Source organism: Paraburkholderia sp. BR10882, assembly GCF_040948855.1.
Lineage (GTDB): Bacteria > Pseudomonadota > Gammaproteobacteria > Burkholderiales > Burkholderiaceae > Paraburkholderia > Paraburkholderia nodosa_A.
The window spans coordinates 26,631-49,886 of sequence record NZ_JBFPKP010000034.1 but is presented as its reverse complement, the minus strand read 5'-3'; the positions used below and the strand labels follow the sequence as shown (position 1 = coordinate 49,886).

Sequence of the window (23,256 nt, the reverse complement as noted above, 5' to 3'; positions counted from 1 at the left end):
GCCGGAAAGTCAACGCAACCGGGGGTTTTGGAAACAACGAAATGCGCTAAGTGATTGTAATATTTGAAAATTTCGAGAGATTTGTAATCATCAGGTGGCGGGTTCGAGTCCTGCAGCCGGCACCATATTCGAAGCAATGCGTCAAGACAAAGGGTTACGTGAAATTCACGTGACCCTTTGTGCTTTTTGCACCCGCCCGCACCAGATTCCTCACTCCGCCCATTGCGGATCGCTCGTGAACATGATCGTGAGCCAGCGGTGCGACTCGTCGCCGCCGATGGCCCGGCCGATTTCGTCTCGGATCGCGTCCCATTCGGCGATGCGCTTGGCCGGCATGTCGGGCGGCACGACGAAATACAGCTCGATCTCGCGGGAGCGGCCCACTTTCGCGACATAAGCCCGGTAATACTCGAAGGCGTAGCGCTCGACGAAGCGTTTCGCGACGGCATCGACATGCTGCTTGAGATCCGGGGGCGCCACGAGCAGCACGTCCAGCAGGGCCTGGCGGATCTCCGCGAGAGGAATCGGGATGATCACCACGCACACCACCACGAGCGCCGCCGGGTCGACATAGGGGGTGAAGCGCTCCCATGCCGTTCCTTGAATCGCATAGCCGACGCTGAAGGCGACCAGCAGCGCCGCCGTAATGCCCGCGGACATGATCCATGACTTGATATCGAGGCGCACGAAATCCGAGTGGATCCGGCGGTTCGCGCGCGATTCGAATACCGCCATCGCCGCGCAGGCACTCACGGTGAGGACGGCGTAGACGAGTGCGGGACCGAAGTGCAGTTCGTGGCCGCCGGAGAGCAGGTTGGTGATGCCGTTGATCAGCGCGTAGACGGCCACGCCCACGAGCAGCGTGCTGTTGAGCCCGAGCACCATGGGTTCGAGATGCCAGAAGCCCATGGTGAAGCGCTCGCGCCATTTGCGCGGCAGGTCGACGTTGACCGCGTAGGAAGTGATCAGTCGCACGACGGCGAGTGCGAGCGCGCTCATGCTCGCGTCGACGAGCGAATAGACTCCGTCGAACACAATCGAAAACGAGCCGGAGATCAGGCCGAACAGAATGCCGATGAGGGCGATCACCAACGTTGTGGCGATCGATAGCGTCAGCACGCTGCTCTCGTCGGAAGCACTGAAGAAGCGAAGCCGTTCCATGATGTCTGCCCTGCGCGAGGATGAGCAAGACTAGCCGACTCGCCGGGACGCCGTCTCGGCGTTGCGCGGTCAGCTTGCTTCGCGCGCCATCGAGTCGGCGCGGCCTTCCACGAGGTCGATCTCCTGTGGCGACAGGCCGAATGCCGCATAGAGGCGTCGATCGATCTCGCGCGCGATGCCGTCCGCTTCAGCGGCGTCGCATGCGGACTGCCCGGCGCGCAGCAAGCGGGTCACGCAGTCGGCGACTTCGCTGCGCACCGAAGCGCCGCCCGGCACGGGCAAGGCGTCGATCATCGATGTCGTGAACGCCACGCCGCCGTTGTAGCTCGACGCGCCGTACTTCGCGCGGATCAGGAACACCGAGAGCGGGCAGTTGAGCAACGCCGCCGCGAACTTCAGCAGGCTCTCGTCGTCCGAGCGCAGGATCAGTGTGGTCTTGCCGGGGATCGTGTCGCCTGCGAGATCGAGCGTCGCATCGAGCCGTGTGAGGCCTTTCACGATCACCTTTTTCGCGTTGGCTTTCGCGCCGTAGCCGTTCCCGAACGTCGACGCGAAGCGCTCGCGCTCGACCACGGGTGCCTCGTAGCGTCGCCCGAGATAGGTCATCGGCTTGCTGCCCCAGCGCGAGACGTAGCGCCCGAGCGTGCCGGTGTTCACCACGCGGTAGTGTTGGTCCGGCTGGAATCGGCCGTCGGCCGCTTCGACGAAGGGCGCGAGCCGGTAGGCGTCCGACGTCGCACAGGCGTTCTCGCAGGGCAGCAGCGAACCGAGTGTGGGGTGCGCACCGGCGAACCGCTGCACGAACGCGGCGTGCGGCGAGAGCAATGCGTCGAGCGGCCATGGCGCCTCGAGCGAGCGTTTGTCGGTTTGCGCAAGCTCGGTGAGCGTCTCGCGGTCGATGCGCGCGGTCGCGATGGCAGGCGTGCCCGACTCGCGAAAGAGCGTGATGATCGAATCCACACGCGCCTGCTCGAATACGTCGCGGCCGAGCCTGACGATGCGTTCGATCTTGTCCAGATGCCGTGCGCGCAACGCATTGCCGAAGGGCTTCGAGAGCCACTTGTCGGGCGTGAGATACGCCATCGCGCCGCCTGGCCTCAGGAGCGCGAGGCCGAGCTCGATGAACACGATGTAGAGGTCCCAGTTGCCCCGCGCGCTCGGCCAGCGCTGCGCCAGCCGCTCGCGCAGCGCGCGCTGGCCCTGATTGATCATGCGCTCGGAGTCGATATAGGGCGGATTCGCTATGACGGCGTCGAAGCGCTCGAAGTCGCCTTCGTCGGTGAGGAGGTCGGCGAATTCGATGCGCCATTCGAACGCCGCGGCGTTTTCGGGGGGCGTGTCGGCCTGGTGGTTCGCGAGGGCGTTGCGCAACGCTTCGCGCAGTTGCGCGCATCGGGCGATTTCGGCGTGCCTCGCCGCGGCTGTAGCCGTCGCCCGCAGTCTAGCCGCGCTGGCACGATAGTTCGCCACTGGCTCAGCGTAGCCGCGCAGCGGCGTATCGAAGTCGAAACGGCTGAGCGTCGCATTGCCTGCTTTGAGGTTGGTCTCGAGGTTCGGCAGAGAAGTGGTGAAATCGGCGTGTTCGAGCAGTTCGATCCACAGCCGCAGGCGCGCCATTCCGACCGAATCCGGGTTGATATCCACACCGAAAAGCGAGTGCTCGACGATGTCCCGCTTGACACTGAAGAGCGCGGCTTCGATCTTGCGGATGGTCGTGCCATCGCGCTCGCGGGTGAGCGGTTCGCCGTTCGCATGCGTCACGCAAAGCCGGTCCGCGGTGACGTCGATGCGGCAAGCGCTGAGTGCTTCGCGGTCCTGCGCGTTCAGCAAGCCGAGGCGCACTTTCAGCGCCAGCAACTCGTTGAGCGCTGAAACGAGCAGATGCCCCGAGCCCACGGCGGGATCGCAGATGCGCAGCGAGTCCAGAATCGCGCGCGCCTCGTCGCGGCTTCCGATCGATGTGCCGCTTGAGTCACCGATCAGTTCGGATAGCTGATCGATGTTCGTGCAGTGCCAGCCTTTGGCGCGATTCAGCCGATTGAGCGCCGCATGCATGATGGCGGGACGGGCGAGTTGCATCGCGACGCTGCCGGGCGTGTACCAGGCGCCGTCGCGGTATCCGTTGAGCTTTTCGAAGACGAGCCCGAGCGAGGAGGCATCGAGGCAACGCCTGTTCGCCACGGTTGGCTCTCGCGCCACCAGACCGGCGGAGAAGTCGAAGGTGGCGAGAAAATCGAGCAGATAGGCAAGCGTGTGCCGCTCGCCGCTCGCATCGGGGAGCACGGTCGCCTCGTACGGCGGCAGCGTGGCGCGATCATCGAGCGTGCTCATGCCGAGCAGGCTACGGCCCAGGTCTTGCGGCGCGAACCGCGAACCGTCGAAGCGGGGAAGGTGAGCGAAGCGGGCTGGCGGCGTGTCGTCACCGGCGCCGAGGACGGTGTCGCACAGCGCGTCGAGATCGCTGAACGAGCGGATGCGTTGGGCGTTCAGGAACGCGTAGGCCGCATCGTCGCCATGGAGCGTCAGCAGACGCGTTTCGAGCACCTTGAGAAAAACGAGGCGGCTGATCCAGGCGATGCAAAGCCGGAGCGCGAGTTCGAAATGGTCGGCCTTCGGCCCCTCGCCTGGGCTCTCTCCGTCGCAGGCGGCGAGGCGCGACAGCGCGAGTTCGATCAGCGCGCCGGGCAAACGCTCGTGCGGCGCGGGTCGCGCGACGGTGCGCCTCATGCCGGAAACGCTCTCCCGCAACCCGACGATATGTAGCAGTTCGGCGTAAAAGCCTTCGTCGAGCCCAGCACCGGCGCTGGCGCGGCGCGTGCGCGGTTTGCGCGCGCGGCGTGTCTGCTGGGTGGTTGCTGGCATGGTCTCGTGCGGGTGGGCCTGGCCTGACGGGGCGCGGTCGGCGCCCATTTTACTGCCGGGCGGGCGCGTTTCGTCCTACGTCGTCTGGCCTGGTCGACGCGCCCGCCCGTCTGAGCGATCATCGTTGCGAAGGCGACGTGGCGGAACGCGCCGCGTCGCTCTGCTATATGATGGCGCCCCGCGGCGCCAACCCGCGGGCCAGGTACGAATCGACGAACTGGCCCGCCGCACCGAATATCCGACTATGACCGAACATCCCACTCTTACCTGGCCCGACACCGAAGGCCCGCGCACGGTGCGCTGGCGCTCCGAGGCTGGCGTGCCGGCGCCCAAACGCGTGGTCATCGCCGACGATCGCACGACTGCGGACGCTGCGTACCGCCTTGCCTGCGAAGGCACCGCCCTCCTGTGGCGCGGCGACTATCAGAACGCGCGTCGGCTGCTGCAGGCCATGGCGCGCCGTGGGGAGCGCAAACCCCGCAAGGCTGCGCCGCCCAAGGCGCCGGCTTCACCGCTCGAAGCGTTTCATCTGCATCGCCAGGCGCAGGCGCAGCGTGCCCGCACGCTCGGCATGGTGCTGATTCCGCTCGAAGGCGACTACAGCATCAACCTGCGCCGCGCACCCGACGTCCGGCTCGCGTGCGAAGAGGCGTGGGGCGCGGCCGATGGCGAAGCTTCCGCGGCGTCGCTGCGCGAAATTCTGGGTCTGGTCGGCGCCCACGAATGGCGCAAGAAGGGTGTCGAGATCGCGGCGCTGAACGGCGCGCGCATTCATCCGTACTACGGTGTGTTCTCGCCGGTGCGCGGCGAATACGTCGATCTCGTCGCGCGCACGGCGCTGCCGTCGCTCGAAAAGGCCTTCGACATCGGCACGGGCACGGGCGTGCTCGCCGCCGTGCTCGCCTCGCGCGGCGTGAAGAACGTGGTCGCGACTGATCAGGATGCCCGCGCGCTGGCTTGCGCGAACGAGAACCTTGACCGCCTCGGCTACGCCGCGCAGGTCGAGGTCGTCGAGGCGGATCTGTTCCCGCCGGGGCGCGCGCCGCTCATCGTCTGCAATCCGCCATGGGTGCCGGCGCGGCCCGCGTCGCCCATCGAGTACGCCGTGTTCGATCCCGAGAGCCGCATGCTGCGCGGCTTTCTCGGCGGCCTCAAGGATCATCTCGAGACGGGTGGCGAGGGGTGGTTGATTTTGTCCGACTTCGCGGAGCATCTCGGGTTGCGCACGCGCGAATCGCTCATCGAGATGATCGTGGAGGCGGGGCTCGAAGTGGTGGGCCGGGAGGACATTCGCCCGCGGCACCCGAAAGCGTCGGATCCGACCGATCCGCTCTATCGTGCGCGCGCGGCCGAACTGACGTCGCTGTGGCGCCTCAAGGTGCGCGTAGAGTGAGCCGGACGGAAAAAGCGTTGGCAAAAAAGAAGAGGCCGGGCCGCTAACGGCCCGTGCGGGTATCGAGTATCGGCGTCGGCGGCCTGGCTGCCACGCCGGGTGTGCGTCAGATTTACATCGGCTTCAGCCCGGATAGGCCTCGTCGACCTTGAGGCCTGCCAGCTTGAAAATCACGCGCAGCGTTTGTGGCTTGATATCGCGGCGCGACGCCAGTGCCGACATCACGAAATCGAGCACCTTCGCGTACTTCAGCAGAATCAGGCAGGTCTCGAGATCCGAAGGGCCGTCGCGCATGCTTTCCGCGACCCGCAACATCTCCACCGAGATGTCGCGCGCCATTTCCAGCTCCAGTTGCTGCTTTTCCGTCCAGTCGGGAACCGTGACGAGTTTCGTAAGCAGTTCCTGGAATTTTTGCTCTGCGTTTCCGTCAGGTATCGTATTCATTGCATGCCCCATGCAAGGCCGCACAGCGTCGCGCGCTCTTTGCGCAGCGAGGACTGCGCCAGCCTGATTCATCGCAACCGGCACTCCCGGTGCGACCTCCCAATGCGCGCCTGTCGATTCGTTGCCGACCGGTCGCGCTGCGTTTTGGTCCTTTTTTTGGGCATCGGGGACGAAAAAATCCTCGTGTCTCTTCTATTCAACCCCTCCCTGCTGTCCGCACGTGGGTCAGCGTGCCGGGACGCTATTACGACACTGGCCGCTCTCATGGGTTCGGCAGCCTGGACTCGCTTTTTTCGTAAAATGACAGAATTACTGCAACCCTTCTGTCGCCTGTCGCACGTTTCGCGACATCCCACGCCTTTCATCCGATCACGCCGATGTCCAGCAAGACTTACGAAGTCCGTCCGAACCAGTCTGTCGAACTCCTCAAGGAGCTCCACATCCTGACGCGCGACGGCAAGATGAACCAGGACAGCCGCCGCAAGCTGAAGCAGGTCTATCACCTGTTCCAGTTCATCGAGCCGCTGCTCAAGGACCTCAAGCAGGATGGCCGCGACGTGACCCTCGTCGATCACGGGGCGGGCAAGTCCTATCTGGGCTTTATTCTCTACGACCTGTTCTTCAAGGATCAGCGCGACAGGTCACACATTTATGGCATCGAGACGCGCGACGAGCTCGTGCAGCACTCGCAGGAACTGGCCAAACGGCTGGGCTTTGGCGGGATGTCGTTCCTGAACCTGTCGGTCGCCGATTCGATCACCTCGCCGCAGCTGCCGCCAACGGTCGATATCGTGACGGCGCTGCATGCCTGCGACACCGCCACCGACGACGCCCTGCGCTTCGCACTCAAGAAGCACGCGCGCTACATCGTGGTCGTGCCGTGCTGCCAGGCCGAGGTGGCGGGAGTACTGCGCCGCAACAAGGGCAAGTCGCTCGGCCAGGCACTCACGGAGATCTGGCGCCATCCGCTGCACACGCGCGAATTCGGCAGCCAGATCACCAACGTGCTGCGCTGTCTGCAACTCGAGGCGCACGGCTATCAGGTGAGCGTGACGGAACTGGTGGGCTGGGAGCACTCGATGAAGAACGAACTCATCATCGCCCAGTACAAGGATTTGCCGAGGCGCCGTCCGGCGGAGCGGCTCAACGAGATTCTCGAGACGTTCGGGCTGGCGGACCTGCGCGAGCGCTTTTTCGCCGACGAGGGCGAGGCGGCCTCCGAAGCGGCAATCGAAGGCTGAACCTGCGGGCAGCGCGGCGTCAGTCGCGCTTGCTCATCCACTCTTGCCAACCGTCGAAGCCGAGCTTGCGCAGCGTTTCCTGGTTGCGTTCGTAGATGTCGGCGGCGTCGGGGAATGCCTCGACTGCGCGTTCGATGCTCGCTTCCCGCAGCAGATGCAGGATGGGGTAAGGCGCGCGGTTCGTGTAGTTCTCGATGTCGTCGGGCTCGGCGCCCTCGAACTGGAATTGCGGGTGAAAGCTCGCGACCTGAAGCGTACCTTCCAGCCGCAGCTGCTGCACGAGGCGCTCGGCAAACCAGGTCGCGTCATTGAAATCGGCGAAGTCGGCAAGCGTGTGGGGCAGGATCAGGAGCGTCGTGTCGATCTCGGTGGCATCGGCCTGTGCCAGCGTTTGCAACTCGCGTTCGAGATCGGTGAGGACACCTTCCAGATCAGTCGCCTCGCTGATCACGTAGCGAATCTGGTTCTTCACGTGCACGCTTTTCGCAAATGGGCAGAGGTTCAGCCCGAACACGGCGCGCGTGAGCCAGTGGCGGGTCGCTTCGAGAATGGCAGCGTGGTCGGGGGACAGAGCAGCGGTTTCGTTCATCGTGACATTTTACGGGCGGCTAGCGCCCGGGACATGCCGCCTCGATCAACAGCTTTGCCATGCGCGGCGCAGCGAGAATCGCGCCGCACCCGGGGCCGTAAGTCTGGCTTGCCGCATAGATGCCTTCGACGAGCAGCGCGAGTTCCTCGGCGAGCGCGACCGGGTCTTTGGCTCCCGCTTCCTTTGCGAGCGCGGTGAGCCGCGCCATGAGCCGCGTCTTGTTGTTGTCGACGCTGCGCCGCGCGGGGTGGGTGGCGTCGGGAAATTCGGTCGCGACATTGACGAACGGACAGCCGCGATAATCCGGCACCGAGGCGCGGCGCGCGAGGTCCTCGAAATACTGCACCAACTGCTTTGCCGGTTCACCCGGATGCTTCGCGAGACTTTCGTCGAAGCGCTCGAAAAAGCGCACGTCGCAGCGCTGCAGGTAGGCGACGACAAGATCGTCCTTCGACGAAAACTGCCGGTACAGGCTCATCTTGTTGACGCCGGCGCGCTCGACTACGGCCTCGATGCCGACCGCGCGCACGCCTTCGCGATAGAACAGCTCATCGGCGGCGCGCAACAGGTGCTCGTGCGCGCGTGCACCAGCCGTCTGCGCGCGGGGGCGGGGCGTGCGGGAAGCGGCGCTAGCGGTTTCCTCGTGGCCTTCGTGTTTCATGAGGGCATCTCGCGATCAGGGTGATTGCTTGACATGTTACCGAGCGGTAACTACTATCGCAACACACTTGTGACCGATCGGTAACAATCAAAGCGATGGCGAACGTCGCGGCGAGCGGTCATGCCAACGAAAACATCGGCATGTCGAATCCGGCGCGCCGCGACAGGAGCACCAATGGACTGGGCAGCGAGGCGAATAGGCGGACGTTTCCACTACGGATGGCTCGTCGTGGCGGTGGTGTTTCTGGTGTTGCTGGCGGCGGCCGGCACGCGTGCGACGCCCAGCGTGATGATGGTGCCGCTCGAGCATCAGTTCGGCTGGAGCCGGGCTACGATCTCGCTTGCCATCTCGGTGAACATCGCGCTCTACGGCCTCATGGGCCCGTTTGCGGCGGCGGCCATGCAGCGCTTCGGCGTGCGTCCCACGCTGCTCGCGGCGCTCGGCACCATGGCGGCGGGCGTGGCGCTTTCCGCGCTGATGACGCATCCGTGGCAGATGATCCTGATCTGGGGCGTGATGGTGGGCGGCGCCACCGGCGTCGCGGCGCTCTCGCTCTCGGCGACCGTCGTGACGCGCTGGTTCCACTCGCACCGCGGGCTGGCCATGGGCATCCTCACCGCGAGTTCGGCCACGGGCCAGCTCGTGTTCCTGCCGCTCCTCGCGGCGATCGTGGAGAAGCACGGCTGGCAGTCGGTGGTGCTCGTGGTCGCGGTGGCCGCCGCCGCGGTGCTGCCGCTCGTGCTGTTCCTGCTGCCCGAGCGGCCCGCGAGCGTGAATCTGCGCCCGTTCGGCGAGGACGAGAGCACCCCCGTCGCGCCGCCCGCGCCGCATCAGAATCCGCTGAAGATCGCGTTCGACGCGCTCTTCTCGGCAAGCCGCACGCGCGACTTCTGGCTGCTGTTCTTCAGCTTCTTCATCTGCGGCGCCAGCACGAATGGCTACGTGGGCACGCACCTCATCGCCATGTGCGGCGACTACGGCATGACCGAAGTGCAGGGTGCATCGCTGCTCGCGACGATGGGTATTTTCGACCTGTTCGGCACGACGCTCTCGGGCTGGCTCTCGGATCGTTTCAATAGCCGCTTGCTGCTGTTCTGGTACTACGGGCTGCGCGGACTTTCGCTGATCTATTTGCCGCACGCGTTCGGCATCGACTTCTTCGGGCTGCCGATCTTCGCGGTGTTCTACGGCCTCGACTGGATCGCGACGGTGCCGCCGACCGTGCGGCTCGCCACCGATGTGTTCGGCAAGGAGCGCGCGCCGATCGTGTTCGGCTGGGTCGTGGCGGGCCATCAGCTCGGCGCGGCATTCGCGGCGTTCGGCGCAGGGCTGCTGCGCTCGAGCCTCGGCACCTATACGGTGGCGTCGATGATTTCGGGCGGCCTGTGCCTCGTGGCGTCGTTCCTCGTGCTGCGCATCAACCGCGGGCCGCGCGCCGTGGGCGTGCAAACGGCCTGACGCGGCCGTAACGACTTTACAGCGCCGGTTCGCACTTCGGCGCACGCCGACAGGCGACGCATCAGCGTCGCCTGTTGCGTTTGAGCGGATTTCACGCGCTGCGGTTATTCTAATGACCCCCGGGCAAGCCGCCCGTCACCCCAAGGACACACAAGGCATGACGAAGCACAAACCCGCACCGACAGCCGTGCCCATTCACGAACTCATCGCCGGCCGCTGGAGCCCGCGCGCCTATTCGAGCGAGCCGGTGAGCCGCGAGGCGCTGCACGCGGTGATCGAGGCGGCGCGCTGGGCGCCCTCCGGCTACAACCTGCAGCCGTGGCGCTTTATCGTGTTCGACCGCAGCGCCGACGAAGTCGCGTTCAAGCGCGCATTCGCGACGCTCGTGCCGTTCAACCAGCAGTGGAACGCGCCGGCGTCGGTGCTGATTGCGGTGACGGCACACACGCTCAACGCGAAGGGCGAAGTCAACCGCACGGCGCAATACGATGCGGGCGCCGCAGCCATGTCGCTCGTGCTCCAGGCGCATGCGCTGGGTCTCGCGGCGCACCAGATGAGCGGTTTCGACGTCCAGGCGTTCCGCACGGAATTCGCGCTGCCCAACGACGTGGAGCCGCTCTCGATCATCTCGATCGGCCACTACGGCGAAGCCGAGAAGCTGGAGCCTGTGCTGCGCGACCGTGAAAAGGCGGAACGTACGCGCTCGGCGATGGGCGACATCGCCTACGCGAACGCCTGGAAGCAGCCGTTCAAGGGCTGAGCCGGGAGAAACCCCGCGCTTATGAGGGGTTGCGAGCTTTAGCGAAAACGCGCGGCATGGCCCGCGCGTTTTTTCTTGCGGGGTCGCATCGTGGGCCCGCGGTTGCCCCGCGCGGCGCTTTCGTGCTACAAAGCCGATCCCCCCGACCTTTCCTCTCTTGCGCGCGCATTCGCTGCGGCGCGCTCTTGCCATGACCAGCTTCTGCGCGATTGACTTCGGAACCTCCAATTCGGCGGTGGCGCTCCCGGCAGCGGCCGACGGCGCAATGCGCCTCGCGCCCGTGGAAGGCGCACACACCACGTTGCCCACGGCGGTGTTCTTCAACGTCGACGAACACACGCGCGAATTCGGCCGTGCGGCGCTCGCGTCCTATATCGACGGCTTCGACGGCCGGCTGATGCGCTCGATGAAAAGCATCCTCGGCTCGCCGCTCGCCGAGAGCACGACCGACCTCGGCGACGGCAGCGCGATGCCCTATACCGAGATCATCACGATCTTTCTGGAGCACCTGAAACGCAGCGCCGAACGTTGCTCGGGCACGCCGATCTCGCGCGCGGTGCTCGGCCGTCCGGTGTTCTTCGTCGATGAAGACCCGCGCGCCGATCAGCTCGCCCAGGACCAGCTCGAAGCCGCGGCGCGCCGGGTGGGCTTTCGCGAGATCGAGTTCCAGTACGAGCCGATCGCGGCGGCGTTCGACTACGAGTCGCGTCTCGCGGAGGAAGGGCTCGTGCTCGTCGCCGACATTGGCGGCGGCACGTCGGACTTCTCGCTCGTGCGCGTGGGGCCCGATCGCATGACGCGGCTCGAACGCAAGGACGACGTACTCGCGCACCACGGCGTGCACGTGGCGGGCACCGACTTCGACCGCCGCGTCGAACTCGCGACCATCCTGCGCGAACTGGGCTACCAGTCGCTCGACCCCGAAGGCCGCGAGGTGCCGAACCGCATCTATTTCGATCTGGCGACGTGGCATCTCATCAACACGATCTACACACCGAGGCGCGCGACCGAGCTGAAGCTCATGCGCCACCTGTACACCGATACGCGCCATCACGACCGGCTGATGCGGGTGGTCGACGAGCGTCTGGGTCACGCGCTCACGGCGCGCGCGGAGGAGGCGAAGATCGGCGTTTCGGCGGGCGGGGAGACGATGATCGACCTCGAGGCTGTAGAGGCAGACTTGCGTCTGGCGTTCGGCGACACGCAACTCGTCGAGGCGGGGCGCGAGGAGACGCGGCGTATCGTGCAGGCCGCGCGCGAAACGGTGCAGGCAGCGGGGGTCGCGCCGGCTCAGGTGAGTGCGCTTTACTTCACGGGCGGCTCGACCGGCCTCGCGTTCCTGACGCAGGCGCTGGCCGAGGCGTTTCCGCAGTCACAGGCCGTGTTCGGCGATCGTCTCGCCAGCGTGGCGACGGGTCTCGGCATTCACGCGCAGCGCCTTTTCGGCTAAACGCACCAGGCGCCTAAACCTCGCGCTAGAGCGCCAGGCAAGAAAAAACCCCACCTTCCGGAAGAAGCATGGGGTTTTTCGGTAAGCTTGCTAGCGAGGAACTGCGCAGAAGTTGCGTTCAGATCCTAAAGCCGTAGCAGACCGATGAGCGCAGTACTTAGACCGGCTTGATGTTGGCAGCTTGCTTGCCCTTCGGGCCCGTGCGCACTTCGAATTGAACCTTTTGGTTCTCTTGCAGCGTCTTGAAGCCGTCAACCTTGATTTCCGAGAAGTGCGCGAACAGGTCTTCGCCGCCGCCGTCCGGAGTGATAAAGCCAAAGCCCTTAGCGTCATTGAACCACTTGACGGTACCGGTTTCCATATTACTTTCCTAAAAATGAATGAAGGCCGAAGCCCGAGAGGTGCACGAAAATCAAGGAAGGGGTATGGGACCAGCCGGAGTACCGTTGATGGGCGAACTACGAAAGACCAATTCACACTCGCCGCTTGAAATCCTGCCCGAACTTTATACGGCTAAATGGCAGGAAGGTCAACTAGGTCCCCGGGAAAGTTCGTATTTTTTTGCCACAGGGTCGAAACGAACCCTTACAAAGCTTGATAAGCAAATGACTTTTTTGTATTAGGCCGTCGTTTTCGACGCCCTTCCATGGTGCAACCGGTTAAACTACGCGCCGCGCAGAAGTTGCGCCTACAGGCGCAATCTTTTGTGCGGAGGTACGACAACCGCAGCAAACCCGCCCGCACAACAGACGGGATAAACGCGGTGTCGAGCTGCTCTCGAAACAGGAGAAGACGTGAAAAGTTCTATTCAACGGAACATCGGCCCGTTCGCGCTGATGTTCACCGGCCTCGGGTCGATCATCGGTTCGGGCTGGCTGTTCGGCGCGTGGAAGGCGGCGAAAATTGCAGGTCCGGCGGCGGTTTGCGCCTGGATCATCGGCGCCGTGGTCATTCTGGCCATCGCGCTCACCTACGCCGAACTCGGTGCGATGTTCCCGGAGTCGGGCGGTATGGTCCGCTACGCCCGCTACTCGCACGGCGCACTGGTGGGCTTCATCAGCGCGTGGGCGAACTGGATCGCCATTGTCTCGGTGATCCCGATCGAAGCCGAAGCCTCGATCCAGTACATGAGCACCTGGCCCTATGCCTGGGCGCACGCGCTGTTCGTCGACGGGTCGTTGACGCATTCAGGGCTCGGGCTCTCCGCGATTCTCGTGATCATCTACTTCATGCTCAACTATTGGGGCGTGAAGCTGTTCGCGCGTGCCAACAGCGCGATCACGATCTTCAAGTTCATCATCCCGGGTCTGACGATCATCGGCCTGATGGCGGGTAGCTTCCACCAGGAAAACTTCGGCCAGACGACCTCGTTCGCCCCGTACGGCTGGTCGGCGGTGTTCACGGCAGTCGCCACGAGCGGCATCGTGTTCGCGTTCAACGGCTTCCAGAGCCCGATCAACCTCGCGGGTGAAGCGCGCAATCCGGCGAAGAGCGTGCCGTTCGCAGTGATCGGCTCGATCCTCTGCGCACTCGTGATCTACGTGCTGCTGCAGGTCGCCTATATCGGCGCGGTCAATCCGGCCGACGTCGCGAAGGGCTGGAACACGTTCAACTTCAAGTCGCCGTTCGCGGAACTCGCGATCGCGCTGAACCTGAACTGGCTCGCGATCCTGCTCTACGTCGACGCGTTCGTGAGCCCGAGCGGCACCGGTACGACCTACATGGCGACGACCTCGCGCATGATCTACGCGATGGAGCGCAACAACACGATGCCGAAGATGTTCGGCAACGTGCACCCGTTCTACGGCGTGCCGCGCAACGCGATGTGGTTCAACCTGCTCGTGTCGTTCATCTTCATGTTCTTCTTCCGCGGCTGGAGTTCGCTCGCGGCGGTGATCTCGGTGGCGACGGTGATTTCGTACCTCACGGGTCCGATCAGCCTGATGGCGCTCAAGCGCGCCGCCACGGACATCGAGCGCCCGCTCTCCGTGCCGTTCATGAAAGTGATCGCGCCGTTCGCATTCGTCTGCGCATCGATGATCCTGTACTGGGCGAAGTGGCCGCTGACCGGCGAAATCATTCTGCTGATGGTTGTCGCGCTGCCGGTGTACTTCTACTTCCAGAGCAAGCAGGGTTTTGACGGCTGGGGCCAGGATCTGAAGGCCGCATGGTGGCTGTGCGCGTACCTGCCGATCATGGCGCTCCTCTCGCTCGTCGGCAGCAAGCAGTTCGGCGGCGCCGGTCTGCTTCCGTACGGCTGGGACATGCTGGTCGTCGCGCTGGTCTCGCTCGTGTTCTATTACTGGGGCGTGAATTCGGGCTATCGCTCGCCGTACCTCGCGGAACGCCAGGAGCACGACGAAGTCCTCGAGGGCATCGGCGCGCACTAAGCATCATCTAAACGTCGCGCAATACAAAAAGCCCGCCTGAAGCGATTCAGGCGGGCTTTTTTGCTTTTGGAGCGCAAGCGGAGCCGGCGTGGCGGCTCGCGGCGGCCTTATTGCACGGCGGCGCTGCCGAATACGTAGTTCGTCATCGCGAGCGCGCGCTGGTAGGTGCCAAGCGACTGCACGCCGAGCGTGTAGTCGTCGTCGGCGGCGCCAAGCGCCGCGAAGACGGGCAGCAGGTGCTCGTCGGTCGGGTGCATGAGCACCGCGTGCGGGGCGCGCTGGCGGTAATCGAGCAACGCGTCGATGTCGCGCGCGGCGAGGTGATTTTCGAACCATTGCGTGAACTCGGCTACGCGCGGATCGGCGTCTTCCGGCCGCGCCGAGAAGTCCGCCTCGCGCAGGTTGTGGGTGATCTGGCCCGAGCCGATCACCATCACGCCTTCGTCGCGCAGCGAGCGCAGCGCACGGCCAAGCGAGAAGTGATGGGCGGCGTCGGCGCGCGGCTGAATCGAAAGCTGGGCGACGGGCACGTTCGCGTCGGGGAACATCAGCAGCATGGGCACCCACGCGCCATGATCGAGGCCGTGCGCTTCCTCGTCGACAGGCACGCCTTGATCGCGCAGCAGCGCCGCTGCGCGCTGCGCCATCTCGGGCGCTCCGGGCGCCGGGTACTGGATCTCGTAGAGCGCGCGCGGAAAGCCGTAGAAGTCGTGGATCGTCTCAGGCTGCGTGGCGGTGCTGACCACGGGGCGCATCGTGCCCCAATGGGCCGAGAGCATGAGCACCGACTGCGGACGCGGCAAATGCTCCGAGAGCACGGTGAAGCCGCCAGAGGGCAGCGACGGGTCGATCGGCAGGGTAGGAGCGCCGTGCGAGAGGAAGAGGGTAGGCGTGCGGGTGGTCATGATCGCGGGTTGACCGCGCCAAGGCGGTCCGAAAGTATCGTATTGCGATCAATATAAGACCGTACCGTCGCGAATTAAACCGGGGGAAAGGGAATTGATTGTGTCGCCGGTATTGATAATCGGCGCACTGCGCAAATGTACGCCCGGCACTTATTCGTCGGTGCCGCGCAGCCCCGGCCAGGCGGGCGAGAGCGCGGGCCCGAGTGCGAACAGATCGAGCACGCGCGCGACCGTGTGATCGATCATCTCGTCGATCGAAGCCGGCTGGTTGTAGAAGGCCGGCAACGGCGGGAAGATCACGCCGCCCATTTCGGTCACGGCCGTCATGTTGCGCAGATGCGCGAGGTTGAACGGCGTTTCGCGCACGAGCAGCACGAGACGGCGGCGTTCCTTCAGCGTGACGTCGGCGGCGCGCGCGATCAGGTTGTCTGAGAGACCGTGGGCGACGCTCGCGAGCGTCTTCATCGAGCAGGGCGCGACGATCATGCCGTCGGTCGCGAACGAGCCCGAGGCGATGGTCGCGCCGACGTCGCGCACGGAATGCACGACATCGGCGCGTGCGTGCAGATCGTCCTTGCTGAGTTGCAGTTCGTGCTGGATGTTGAGCCAGCCTGCCGCCGAAACGAGCAGGTGCGTTTCGACGCCGCCGAGCCGTCGCAGCATGTCGAGCGTGCGCACGCCGTAGATCGCGCCCGTGGCCCCCGTGATCGCGACGATCAGCCGGCGTTGCGGCAGTTGTGCGATAGCGGACGAGGCAGGGGAGGCGGTATTCACGTCAGGCGGGAGTCGAAGCGAAGGCGAAGCGGGTTCGAGGCGAAGGCGCCTCGTGAAAAAGTGCCGGCGTTGCACACCGGGCGCTCGGGACGGAACAGGCGCAACGTCGTGCGCCCGATGCCGCCCCGTGGCTGGCGCTTACGCCGCGGCGAAAAGCTGCTGCAGCTCGCCGTTCTGGTACATCTCCATCATGATGTCCGAGCCGCCGATGAACTCACCCTTCACGTAGAGTTGCGGGATGGTCGGCCAGTTCGAGAATTCCTTGATGCCCTGGCGGACTTCGTCGTCCTCGAGCACGTTGACGGTCTTGAACTGATCGACGCCGCAGGCTTTCAGGATCTGCACCGCGCGACCGGAGAAGCCGCACATCGGGAACTGCGCGTTGCCCTTCATGAAGAGGACGACGGCGTTTTCGTCGACGATCTGCTTGATGCGTTGTTGGGTGTCCATGACTGACCTTGCGATTGAATTGATGCTGAATACGTTGGAATGCAGGATGAAATGATAGCGGATTTCGCCCGTGCAAGCCCGGCGTTGCCGGGAGCGTGCCTGGTCGGGCGGCTACGGTAGACGGCCCCCGCTGATGCGCTCGATGCCGGCCAGATCGCGCTCGGAGCGCACGTCCTTGAAACCGGCGTCTTCCAGCAACGCCCGAACGGCGGCCGCCTGGTCGTAGCCGTGCTCCATCCAGAGCACGCCAGCCGGCGCGAGCCGGGCAGGTGCGCCCGCGACGATCGCGCGCAGGGCGGTGAGGCCGTCGGCCTCGTCGGTGAGCGCGCCGCGCGGCTCGAAGCGCAGGTCGCCTCGTTCCAGATGGGGATCGCCGCTCGCGATATACGGTGGATTGCTCACGATCGCGTCGAATCGCAGTGCCGCATCGAGCGTGTCGTACCAGCTGCCCGGCACGAACGCGAGCGGGCCGCCGGGACGCTGGGCGTCGAGTAGCTTCGCGGCGTTGCGCGCCGCCACCTCGAGCGCGGCCGCCGAACGATCGACGGCCCAGACACGCGCATCGGGGCGTGACGAGGCGAGCGCCACGGCAATCGCGCCGCTGCCGGTGCCGAGGTCGAGCACGCGCGGCAGAGCAATGCCTTCGAGCGCCGCGAGCGCCGTTTCCACGAGCAGCTCGGTATCGGGGCGCGGAATCAGCACGTCGGGCGTCACGTCGAAGTCGAGGCCGTAGAACTCGCGCGCCCCCACGAGCTGCGCGATCGGCTCGCCTTGCACGCGGCGCGCTTCTAGCGCGCGGTACGCGTCCACGCGGGCCGCGTCGAGCGCCTGATCGCCGCGCGTGATGAGTTCCGTGCGGCGCCAGCCGAGTACGTGCATCAGCAGAATGCGCGCTTCTAGCGCGGGCAGCGGCGTGGCGCGCAGCAACGCCTCGGCGGTAACGGCTTCGCTCATGTCTCTTGCGCGCTCAATCCGCGTCGCCGAGCGACGCGAGCTGCTCTGCCTGATGCTCGGAGACGAGCGCGCCGATCAGTTCGTCGAGGTCGCCGTCCATGATCGCTTCGAGGCGATAGAGCGTGAGATTGATGCGGTGATCGGTGAGCCGCCCCTGCGGGAAGTTGTAGGTGCGGATGCGCTCCGAGCGGTCGCCCGAGCCTACGAGGCTCTTGCGCGTCGCCGCTTCCTTGGCGTGCTGCTCCTGGTACTGCTTGTCCTTGATGCGCGCCGCGAGGACCTTGAGCGCGCGGTCCTTGTTCTTGTGCTGCGAGCGGTCGTCCTGGCACTCCACGACGATGCCAGTCGGAAGGTGCGTCACGCGCACGGCCGAATCGGTCTTGTTGATGTGCTGGCCGCCCGCGCCCGAGGCACGGAAGGTGTCGATGCGCAGGTCGGCGGGATTGATCTCGACTTCGCCGATTTCGTCGGCTTCCGGCATCACCGCGACCGTACAGGCCGACGTGTGGATGCGGCCCTGCGTTTCGGTGGCGGGCACGCGTTGCACGCGGTGGCCGCCCGACTCGAACTTGAGCTTCGAGTACGCCGCCTCGCCCGCAATGCGCACGATCACTTCCTTGTAGCCGCCCAGATCCGACTCGCTCGCCGACATCATCTCGATCTGCCAGCGGTTGCGCTCCGCGTAGCGCAGGTACATGCGCAGCAGGTCGCCCGCGAACAGGGCCGACTCGTCGCCGCCCGTGCCCGCGCGGATTTCGAGGAACACGTTGCGGTCGTCGTTGGGGTCCTTCGGCAGCAGCATCATCTGCAATTCGTGCTGGAGTTGCGCCATGCGCTCGCGCGACGCTTTCACCTCTTCTTCGGCGAAGTCGCGCATCGAGGCGTCGGAGAGCAGATCCTTCGCCGCGGCCTCGTCGTCTTTGGCCTGACGCCACTGTCCGTAGTGTTCGACCACGGGCCCCAGTTCCGAGTGCTCGCGTGTGAGCTTGCGGTACTGATCGCGGTTCGAGGTCACGTCGGGACGGCTCAACAGGTCGTTCAGCTCGGCCAGGCGCGTAGTCAGCTGGTCGAGCTTCGATTGCATGCTCGTTTTCATCGGGCGGTGCGGAGCGGGCTCCGGATAGGACTGCGAGAGAGAAGAGGCGGGCGCGCGGCCCGGTCGTGCAGGGCACGCATGGCGCGCGCCCGACCGCGAACGTCGCTAACGGTCCGAACTACCGGAGGAATCGGACGAATTGGACGAATCAGAAGAGCCGGCGGAGCGCGGCGAGGCGGCGACCTCCGCCGCGGGCTGCGCGACGTCGTCTGTCCGGGCCGGCTGGCCGTGGCGGTAAAAGCCGCCCATCAGCTCGATGAGCGAATCGCGCTGATCGCCGCTCGACGTGTTGAGCGCATGTGTCGGGCCGTGGATCAGCTTGTTGGTGAGCGCCTGCGACAGCGCTTCGAGCACGGCCGACGGATCGTCGCCGCGCGCCAGCATCTTGCGGGCGCGTTCGAGCTCGGCGCGACGCAGCGCGTCGGCCTGGGTGTGCATGTGGCGGATGACCGGCACGATGCTGCGCGAGTCGAGCCACTGCATGAAGTTCGCCACGCGCGACTCGATGATGGTCTCGGCCTGCGCGACCGCGGCCTGGCGCGAGGCATTGCCTTCGCGCACGATCGTGCCGAGATCGTCGACGGTATAGAGGAAGATGTCTTCGAGCTGGGCGACTTCGGGCTCGATGTCGCGGGGCACCGCGAGGTCGACCATGAAAATAGGGCGGTGACGGCGCGCCTTCACCGCGCGCTCCACTGCGCCGAGTCCGATGATGGGCAGCGTGGACGCCGTGCACGAGACGATGATGTCGAACTCGTGCATGCGTGCTGGCAGATCGGAGAGCGGAATGGAACGGCCGCCGAAGCGCTCCGCAACATAGCGCCCGCGCTCGGCGGTACGGTTTGCGATCACGAGTTCGCGCGGCTGCTGCGCGGCGAAGTGCGCGGCGCACAGCTCGATCATCTCGCCCGCGCCGATGAAGAGCACGCGCTGGTTGGCGATCTTGTCGAAGATGCGCTGCGCGAGGCGTACGGCGGCGGCGGCCATCGACACCGACTGCGCGCCGATCTCGGTCGTGCTGCGCACTTCCTTCGCCACGGCGAAGGTGCGCTGGAACAACTGGTTCAAATAGGTGCCGAGCGCGCCGGCCTCGGTCGCGGTGCGTACCGCGGTCTTCATCTGGCCGACGATCTGCGTCTCGCCCAGCACCATCGAATCGAGCCCCGAAGCCACCCGGAATGCATGACGTACCGCTTCGGACTGCGGCAGCGTATAGACGTGCGGCGCAAGTTCCTCTTCGCGGATGCCATGGTACTGGGAGAGCCAGCTCACGGCCTGGTCGCGCGAGCCGTGCGCGTCGGTCGCGCAGTAGAGCTCGGTGCGGTTGCAGGTGGAGAGAATGGCGGCTTCCGGCGCGCTCAGCGAACGCTTCCCGGACCACGCTTCCTTGAACAGGGCGAGTGCGGGCTTGATCTGTTCGAGCGGAAACGCCACGCGTTCGCGCAAGGCGACGGGCGCGGTGTGGTGATTGATTCCGATCGTTAGAAGCTGCATACCATGGGGGCGAGATTTAGGCGGATATTATAACTTTTCCTCGCTTCCGACATTCGCGCCGACAGAGTCCGACACTCCGGTAGGTGATAGGGGGAGCCTTTCGAGCTGGTAGCCATAGCCGTACAAAGTGGTCAAACGCCAGCCGTGCTCGGGCCCGAGCTGCAATTTGCTGCGCAGCCGGGAGGCGTGCGTGTCGAGCGTGCGCGACCGAACGTCGCGGTTCAGATTCCAGACGGTTTCGAGAATGCGCGCCCGCGAAACGGGTCGCGATGCATTGGTGAAGAGCAGCAGCGCGAAACGGTATTCCTTGGGCGTGAGCGTGACGGTGTGACCCCGAAACGACACCTCGTAGCGCCCGGAATCGAAAAGATAGTCGCCAAAGCCGTGGCGGGCGCGGTTGCGCGGCCGGCGCACGCCGGCGCGGCGCAGGAGCGCGTCGATGCGCGCGAGCATTTCGGGGCCGCGCACCGGCTTGGCGATGCAGTCATCCGCGCCGGCCTGCAAACTCGCGACGATTTCGCTTTCATGCGGCGCGAGCATCAGCGCGATCGCGGGCAAACCCGGCAGCAGCTTGCGCGCCTGGGGGATGAGGTCGTCTGCGCCGGCGTCGCCGCACCACCATGCTGTGATCAGCAGATCGAAGGTTTCCTGTTCGAGAGTTTCGAAGAGTTGTGCGCCAAGCGGGAAGTGGTGGCACGCGTGCCCGCCCGCAATGAGCAGGCGGATGAGGGTTTCGGCCTGACGGGTGTCCGGTTCGACGAGGGCGATTCGCATACGAGAGAGTGCGGCTAGGGCGGCCCGGACGCGCTTGCCTTGCGCAATCCCGCCCCCTACACTCAACCGCTACGCGGGACGCGCCGAGCCGACCGTTTTCCAGTTTCAATAGAGTCTAATCAGGCTATAAATGCTAGCTCTCGTGCTTCGGCGGTCCTATCGGACTTATCCGAAAACCTATAGGACAAGTCCTTAATGGGCTGGCCCGGTATCGTTATTCTTGGTCTGGCGGTGGGCTGTGCGGGGTGGTGGCTCCATCCCTTGCGCCGCGCCGCACGTCACGGACTCGCGCTGGCGGCTGTGGCCGGCGCGCTCGGCGCGGCGCTCGCGAACGCGGCGGGCAGTGCGACCGGCCTTTTCTACGATGGCGAATTGCTCCAGTGGCCGCTTTGCACGGCGCTCGCGCTCGTTTTCGTGGGCGTGTGCGTAGCATTGCGCGCCCGGCGCAGCTAGTCGCGCGCAGCCGGTCCTCAAACGCGCCGCCTTTGGCTAGATTCCCATCTTCCGCTTCGAATTCTTCGCAGGTGAAAACATGAACGCCCGACTCCCCGAAACCTCCTCGATTCCCGAACGCATTGCCGCCCTGCGCGCCGCGATGACGCGCGCGGGCGTCGATGCCGCCCTCGTGCCCTCCGCCGATCCCCATCTGTCCGAATACCTGCCGCGCCGCTGGCAGGGGCGCGAGTGGCTGTCGGGCTTCACCGGCTCGGTGGGCACGCTCGTGGTGACGAAGGACTTCGCGGGCGTCTGGGTGGACAGCCGCTACTGGGTGCAGGCCGAGCAGCAACTGGCCGGCACCGGCATCGAGCTCATGAAGATGATGGGCGGCCAGCAGAGCGCGCCCCACATCGACTGGCTCGCGCAGAACGTGAGTGCGGGCGGCGCGGTCGCCGTCGATGGCGCGGTGCTCGGGGTCGCCTCGGCGCGCGCGCTGGCCGAGGCACTCAACGCGCGTGACGTCGCGCTGCGCACGGACCTCGATCTGCTCGACGATGTCTGGCAAGGCCGCCCGTCGCTGCCGCTCGAGCCCGTGTACGAGCACGTCGCGCCGCACGCCGACACGAGCCGCGCCGGCAAGCTCGATCAGGTGCGCCGCGCGATGCAGGAGAAGGGCGCGCTTTGGCACTTCATCTCGACGCTCGACGACCTCGCCTGGCTCTTCAACCTGCGCGGCGCGGACGTGAATTACAACCCGGTGTTCGTCGCGCACGCGCTGATCGGGCCGGACGACGCGACGCTCTTCGTCGCCGACGGCAAGGTGAGCGAGGCGCTCGTGCAGTCGCTCGCGAAAGACAAGGTGCGCGTCGCGCCGTATGCCGAGGCCGCCGCCGCGCTCGCGGCGCTGCCCGCGAAGGCCGCGCTGCTCGTCGATCCGCGCCGCGTGACGTATGGCTTGCTGCAAGCGGTGTCGTCGGCGGTGAAGCTCGTGGAATCGGTCAATCCGAGCACGTTCTTCAAGTCGCGCAAGACCGCCGCCGAAGCCGACCACGTGCGCGCGACCATGGAGCACGACGGTGCGGCGCTTGCCGAGTTCTTCGCGTGGTTCGAGGCGGCGCTTGGCCACGAGCGAATCACCGAGCTGACCATCGACGAAAAGCTTTCCGCCGCGCGTGCGCGCCGCGCGGGCTTCAAGTCGCTCTCGTTCGCGACCATTGCGGGCTTCAACGCGAACGGCGCGATGCCGCACTATCGCGCCACGCCCGAGTCGCACAGCGTGATCGAAGGCGATGGCCTGCTGCTCATCGACTCGGGGGGCCAGTACCTCGACGGCACCACCGACATCACCCGCGTCGTGCCCGTGGGCTCGCCGAGTGCGGAGCAAAAGCGCGATTTCACGCTCGTGCTCAAGGGCATGATGGCGCTCTCGCGCGCGAAATTCCCGCGCGGCATTCGCTCGCCGATGCTCGACGCGATTGCGCGCGCGCCGATCTGGGAAGCGGGCGCGGACTACGGCCACGGCACGGGTCACGGCGTGGGCTACTTCCTGAACGTGCACGAAGGTCCGCAGGTCATTTCGCACTACGCGCCGGCCGAGCCTTGGACCGCCATGGAAGAAGGCATGATCACCTCGGTCGAGCCGGGCATCTACCGGCCGGGCAAATGGGGCGTGCGTATCGAGAATCTCGTGCTCAACCAGCGCGCCGAAACTACCGGGTTCGGCGAGTTCCTGAGCTTCGAGACGCTTACGCTCTGCCCGATCGACACGCGATGCATCGATCTCGCGCTCCTGCGTGCGGACGAGCGCGAGTGGCTCAATGCGTATCACCAGACGGTGCGCGTGCGCGTGGCGCCGCACGTGAGCGGCGATGCGCTCGCGTGGCTCGAAAAGCGCACGCAGCCGATCTGATTTCCCTGGCATCCCGACAACGATCAGATAACGATCGGATAACGATCAAGTGG

20 protein-coding genes and 1 pseudogene are annotated in these 23,256 nt (G+C 65.5%); 8 read left to right on the top strand and 13 right to left on the bottom strand.

Translation table 11 applies throughout. The features are described 5' to 3' along the window. Positions 1 to 210 precede the first annotated feature (210 nt). Both AB3X99_RS39125 and AB3X99_RS39120 read right to left on the bottom strand, forming a co-directional pair. Positions 211 to 1,161: a cation diffusion facilitator family transporter gene (locus AB3X99_RS39125; RefSeq protein ID WP_368661856.1), complete on the bottom strand. Its 951-nt coding sequence runs from the start codon at positions 1,159 to 1,161 to the stop codon at positions 211 to 213. A 69-nt stretch (positions 1,162 to 1,230) separates the two neighbouring features. Continuing rightward, on the bottom strand, positions 1,231 to 4,023 hold the full coding sequence (locus tag AB3X99_RS39120) for an N-6 DNA methylase (RefSeq protein WP_368661855.1): 2,793 nt from the start codon (positions 4,021 to 4,023) through the stop codon (positions 1,231 to 1,233). 244 nt (positions 4,024 to 4,267) lie between these two features. On the opposite strand from AB3X99_RS39120, the gene AB3X99_RS39115 reads away from it, so the two are divergent. Then, the gene (locus tag AB3X99_RS39115; protein WP_368661854.1) at positions 4,268 to 5,416 is read left to right on the top strand and encodes a methyltransferase; all 1,149 of its coding nucleotides are present in this window, start codon (positions 4,268 to 4,270) and stop codon (positions 5,414 to 5,416) included. 123 nt (positions 5,417 to 5,539) lie between these two features. Here AB3X99_RS39115 and AB3X99_RS39110 read toward each other — a convergent pair whose 3' ends face one another. Then, a complete protein-coding gene (locus tag AB3X99_RS39110) occupies positions 5,540 to 5,860 on the bottom strand; it encodes a hypothetical protein (protein ID WP_028206633.1) in 321 nt (106 codons plus the stop codon). A 377-nt stretch (positions 5,861 to 6,237) separates the two neighbouring features. Between AB3X99_RS39110 and AB3X99_RS39105 the strand changes: the two genes are divergently transcribed. Beyond that, positions 6,238 to 7,101 (top strand): SAM-dependent methyltransferase, encoded by an 864-nt coding sequence (locus AB3X99_RS39105; RefSeq protein ID WP_368661853.1) that lies wholly within the window; start codon positions 6,238 to 6,240, stop codon positions 7,099 to 7,101. 19 nt (positions 7,102 to 7,120) lie between these two features. On the opposite strand, the gene AB3X99_RS39100 is transcribed toward AB3X99_RS39105, so the two are convergent. Next, entirely contained in the window at positions 7,121 to 7,690 is a 570-nt protein-coding gene (locus AB3X99_RS39100) for a DUF1415 domain-containing protein (protein WP_368661852.1), read from the bottom strand. 19 nt (positions 7,691 to 7,709) lie between these two features. Then, a complete protein-coding gene (locus tag AB3X99_RS39095) occupies positions 7,710 to 8,351 on the bottom strand; it encodes a TetR/AcrR family transcriptional regulator (protein ID WP_368661851.1) in 642 nt (213 codons plus the stop codon). Between the two features lie 174 nt (positions 8,352 to 8,525). Between AB3X99_RS39095 and AB3X99_RS39090 the strand changes: the two genes are divergently transcribed. The 3 genes from AB3X99_RS39090 to AB3X99_RS39080 all read left to right on the top strand — a co-directional run bounded on the left by AB3X99_RS39090 (position 8,526) and on the right by AB3X99_RS39080 (position 12,019). After that, positions 8,526 to 9,809, top strand: a complete 1,284-nt coding sequence (locus AB3X99_RS39090) for an MFS transporter (protein WP_069268275.1) — start codon at positions 8,526 to 8,528, stop codon at positions 9,807 to 9,809. A 157-nt stretch (positions 9,810 to 9,966) separates the two neighbouring features. Next, a complete protein-coding gene (locus AB3X99_RS39085; protein ID WP_069268276.1) occupies positions 9,967 to 10,569 on the top strand; it encodes a nitroreductase family protein in 603 nt (200 codons plus the stop codon). A gap of 190 nt (positions 10,570 to 10,759) precedes the next feature. Further along, complete coding sequence (locus tag AB3X99_RS39080; RefSeq protein WP_069268277.1) at positions 10,760 to 12,019, top strand: Hsp70 family protein; 1,260 nt, start codon at positions 10,760 to 10,762, stop codon at positions 12,017 to 12,019. 157 nt (positions 12,020 to 12,176) lie between these two features. Here the strand turns inward: AB3X99_RS39080 and AB3X99_RS39075 are convergent, their stop codons facing one another. Then, complete coding sequence (locus AB3X99_RS39075; protein WP_027797379.1) at positions 12,177 to 12,380, bottom strand: cold-shock protein; 204 nt, start codon at positions 12,378 to 12,380, stop codon at positions 12,177 to 12,179. A gap of 433 nt (positions 12,381 to 12,813) precedes the next feature. On the opposite strand from AB3X99_RS39075, the gene AB3X99_RS39070 reads away from it, so the two are divergent. After that, entirely contained in the window at positions 12,814 to 14,409 is a 1,596-nt protein-coding gene (locus AB3X99_RS39070) for an APC family permease (RefSeq protein ID WP_342949864.1), read from the top strand. A gap of 107 nt (positions 14,410 to 14,516) precedes the next feature. On the opposite strand, the gene AB3X99_RS39065 is transcribed toward AB3X99_RS39070, so the two are convergent. The 7 genes and pseudogenes from AB3X99_RS39065 to AB3X99_RS39035 form a co-directional block, all read right to left on the bottom strand. Then, the gene (locus tag AB3X99_RS39065; RefSeq protein WP_342949865.1) at positions 14,517 to 15,314 is read right to left on the bottom strand and encodes a class III extradiol ring-cleavage dioxygenase; all 798 of its coding nucleotides are present in this window, start codon (positions 15,312 to 15,314) and stop codon (positions 14,517 to 14,519) included. 150 nt (positions 15,315 to 15,464) lie between these two features. After that, entirely contained in the window at positions 15,465 to 16,088 is a 624-nt protein-coding gene (locus tag AB3X99_RS39060; RefSeq protein ID WP_256095089.1) for a UbiX family flavin prenyltransferase, read from the bottom strand. A gap of 138 nt (positions 16,089 to 16,226) precedes the next feature. After that, complete coding sequence (gene grxD / locus AB3X99_RS39055; protein WP_028214777.1) at positions 16,227 to 16,538, bottom strand: Grx4 family monothiol glutaredoxin; 312 nt, start codon at positions 16,536 to 16,538, stop codon at positions 16,227 to 16,229. Between the two features lie 111 nt (positions 16,539 to 16,649). Then, positions 16,650 to 17,492: a peptide chain release factor N(5)-glutamine methyltransferase gene (gene prmC, locus AB3X99_RS39050; protein WP_368661850.1), complete on the bottom strand. Its 843-nt coding sequence runs from the start codon at positions 17,490 to 17,492 to the stop codon at positions 16,650 to 16,652. 13 nt (positions 17,493 to 17,505) lie between these two features. Further along, complete coding sequence (gene prfA, locus AB3X99_RS39045) at positions 17,506 to 18,588, bottom strand: peptide chain release factor 1 (protein WP_069269184.1); 1,083 nt, start codon at positions 18,586 to 18,588, stop codon at positions 17,506 to 17,508. 228 nt (positions 18,589 to 18,816) lie between these two features. Further along, a pseudogene (gene hemA / locus AB3X99_RS39040) lies at positions 18,817 to 20,082 on the bottom strand (glutamyl-tRNA reductase); the annotation flags it as partial. 27 nt (positions 20,083 to 20,109) lie between these two features. Next, positions 20,110 to 20,856 carry a response regulator transcription factor gene (locus tag AB3X99_RS39035; RefSeq protein ID WP_069269183.1) on the bottom strand — a complete coding sequence of 249 codons (747 nt, stop codon included), beginning with the start codon at positions 20,854 to 20,856 and terminating at the stop codon, positions 20,110 to 20,112. A gap of 195 nt (positions 20,857 to 21,051) precedes the next feature. Between AB3X99_RS39035 and AB3X99_RS39030 the strand changes: the two genes are divergently transcribed. After that, a complete protein-coding gene (locus tag AB3X99_RS39030; protein ID WP_069269182.1) occupies positions 21,052 to 21,309 on the top strand; it encodes a hypothetical protein in 258 nt (85 codons plus the stop codon). 79 nt (positions 21,310 to 21,388) lie between these two features. Then, positions 21,389 to 23,203 carry an aminopeptidase P family protein gene (locus AB3X99_RS39025; RefSeq protein ID WP_368661849.1) on the top strand — a complete coding sequence of 605 codons (1,815 nt, stop codon included), beginning with the start codon at positions 21,389 to 21,391 and terminating at the stop codon, positions 23,201 to 23,203. Positions 23,204 to 23,256 lie beyond the last annotated feature (53 nt).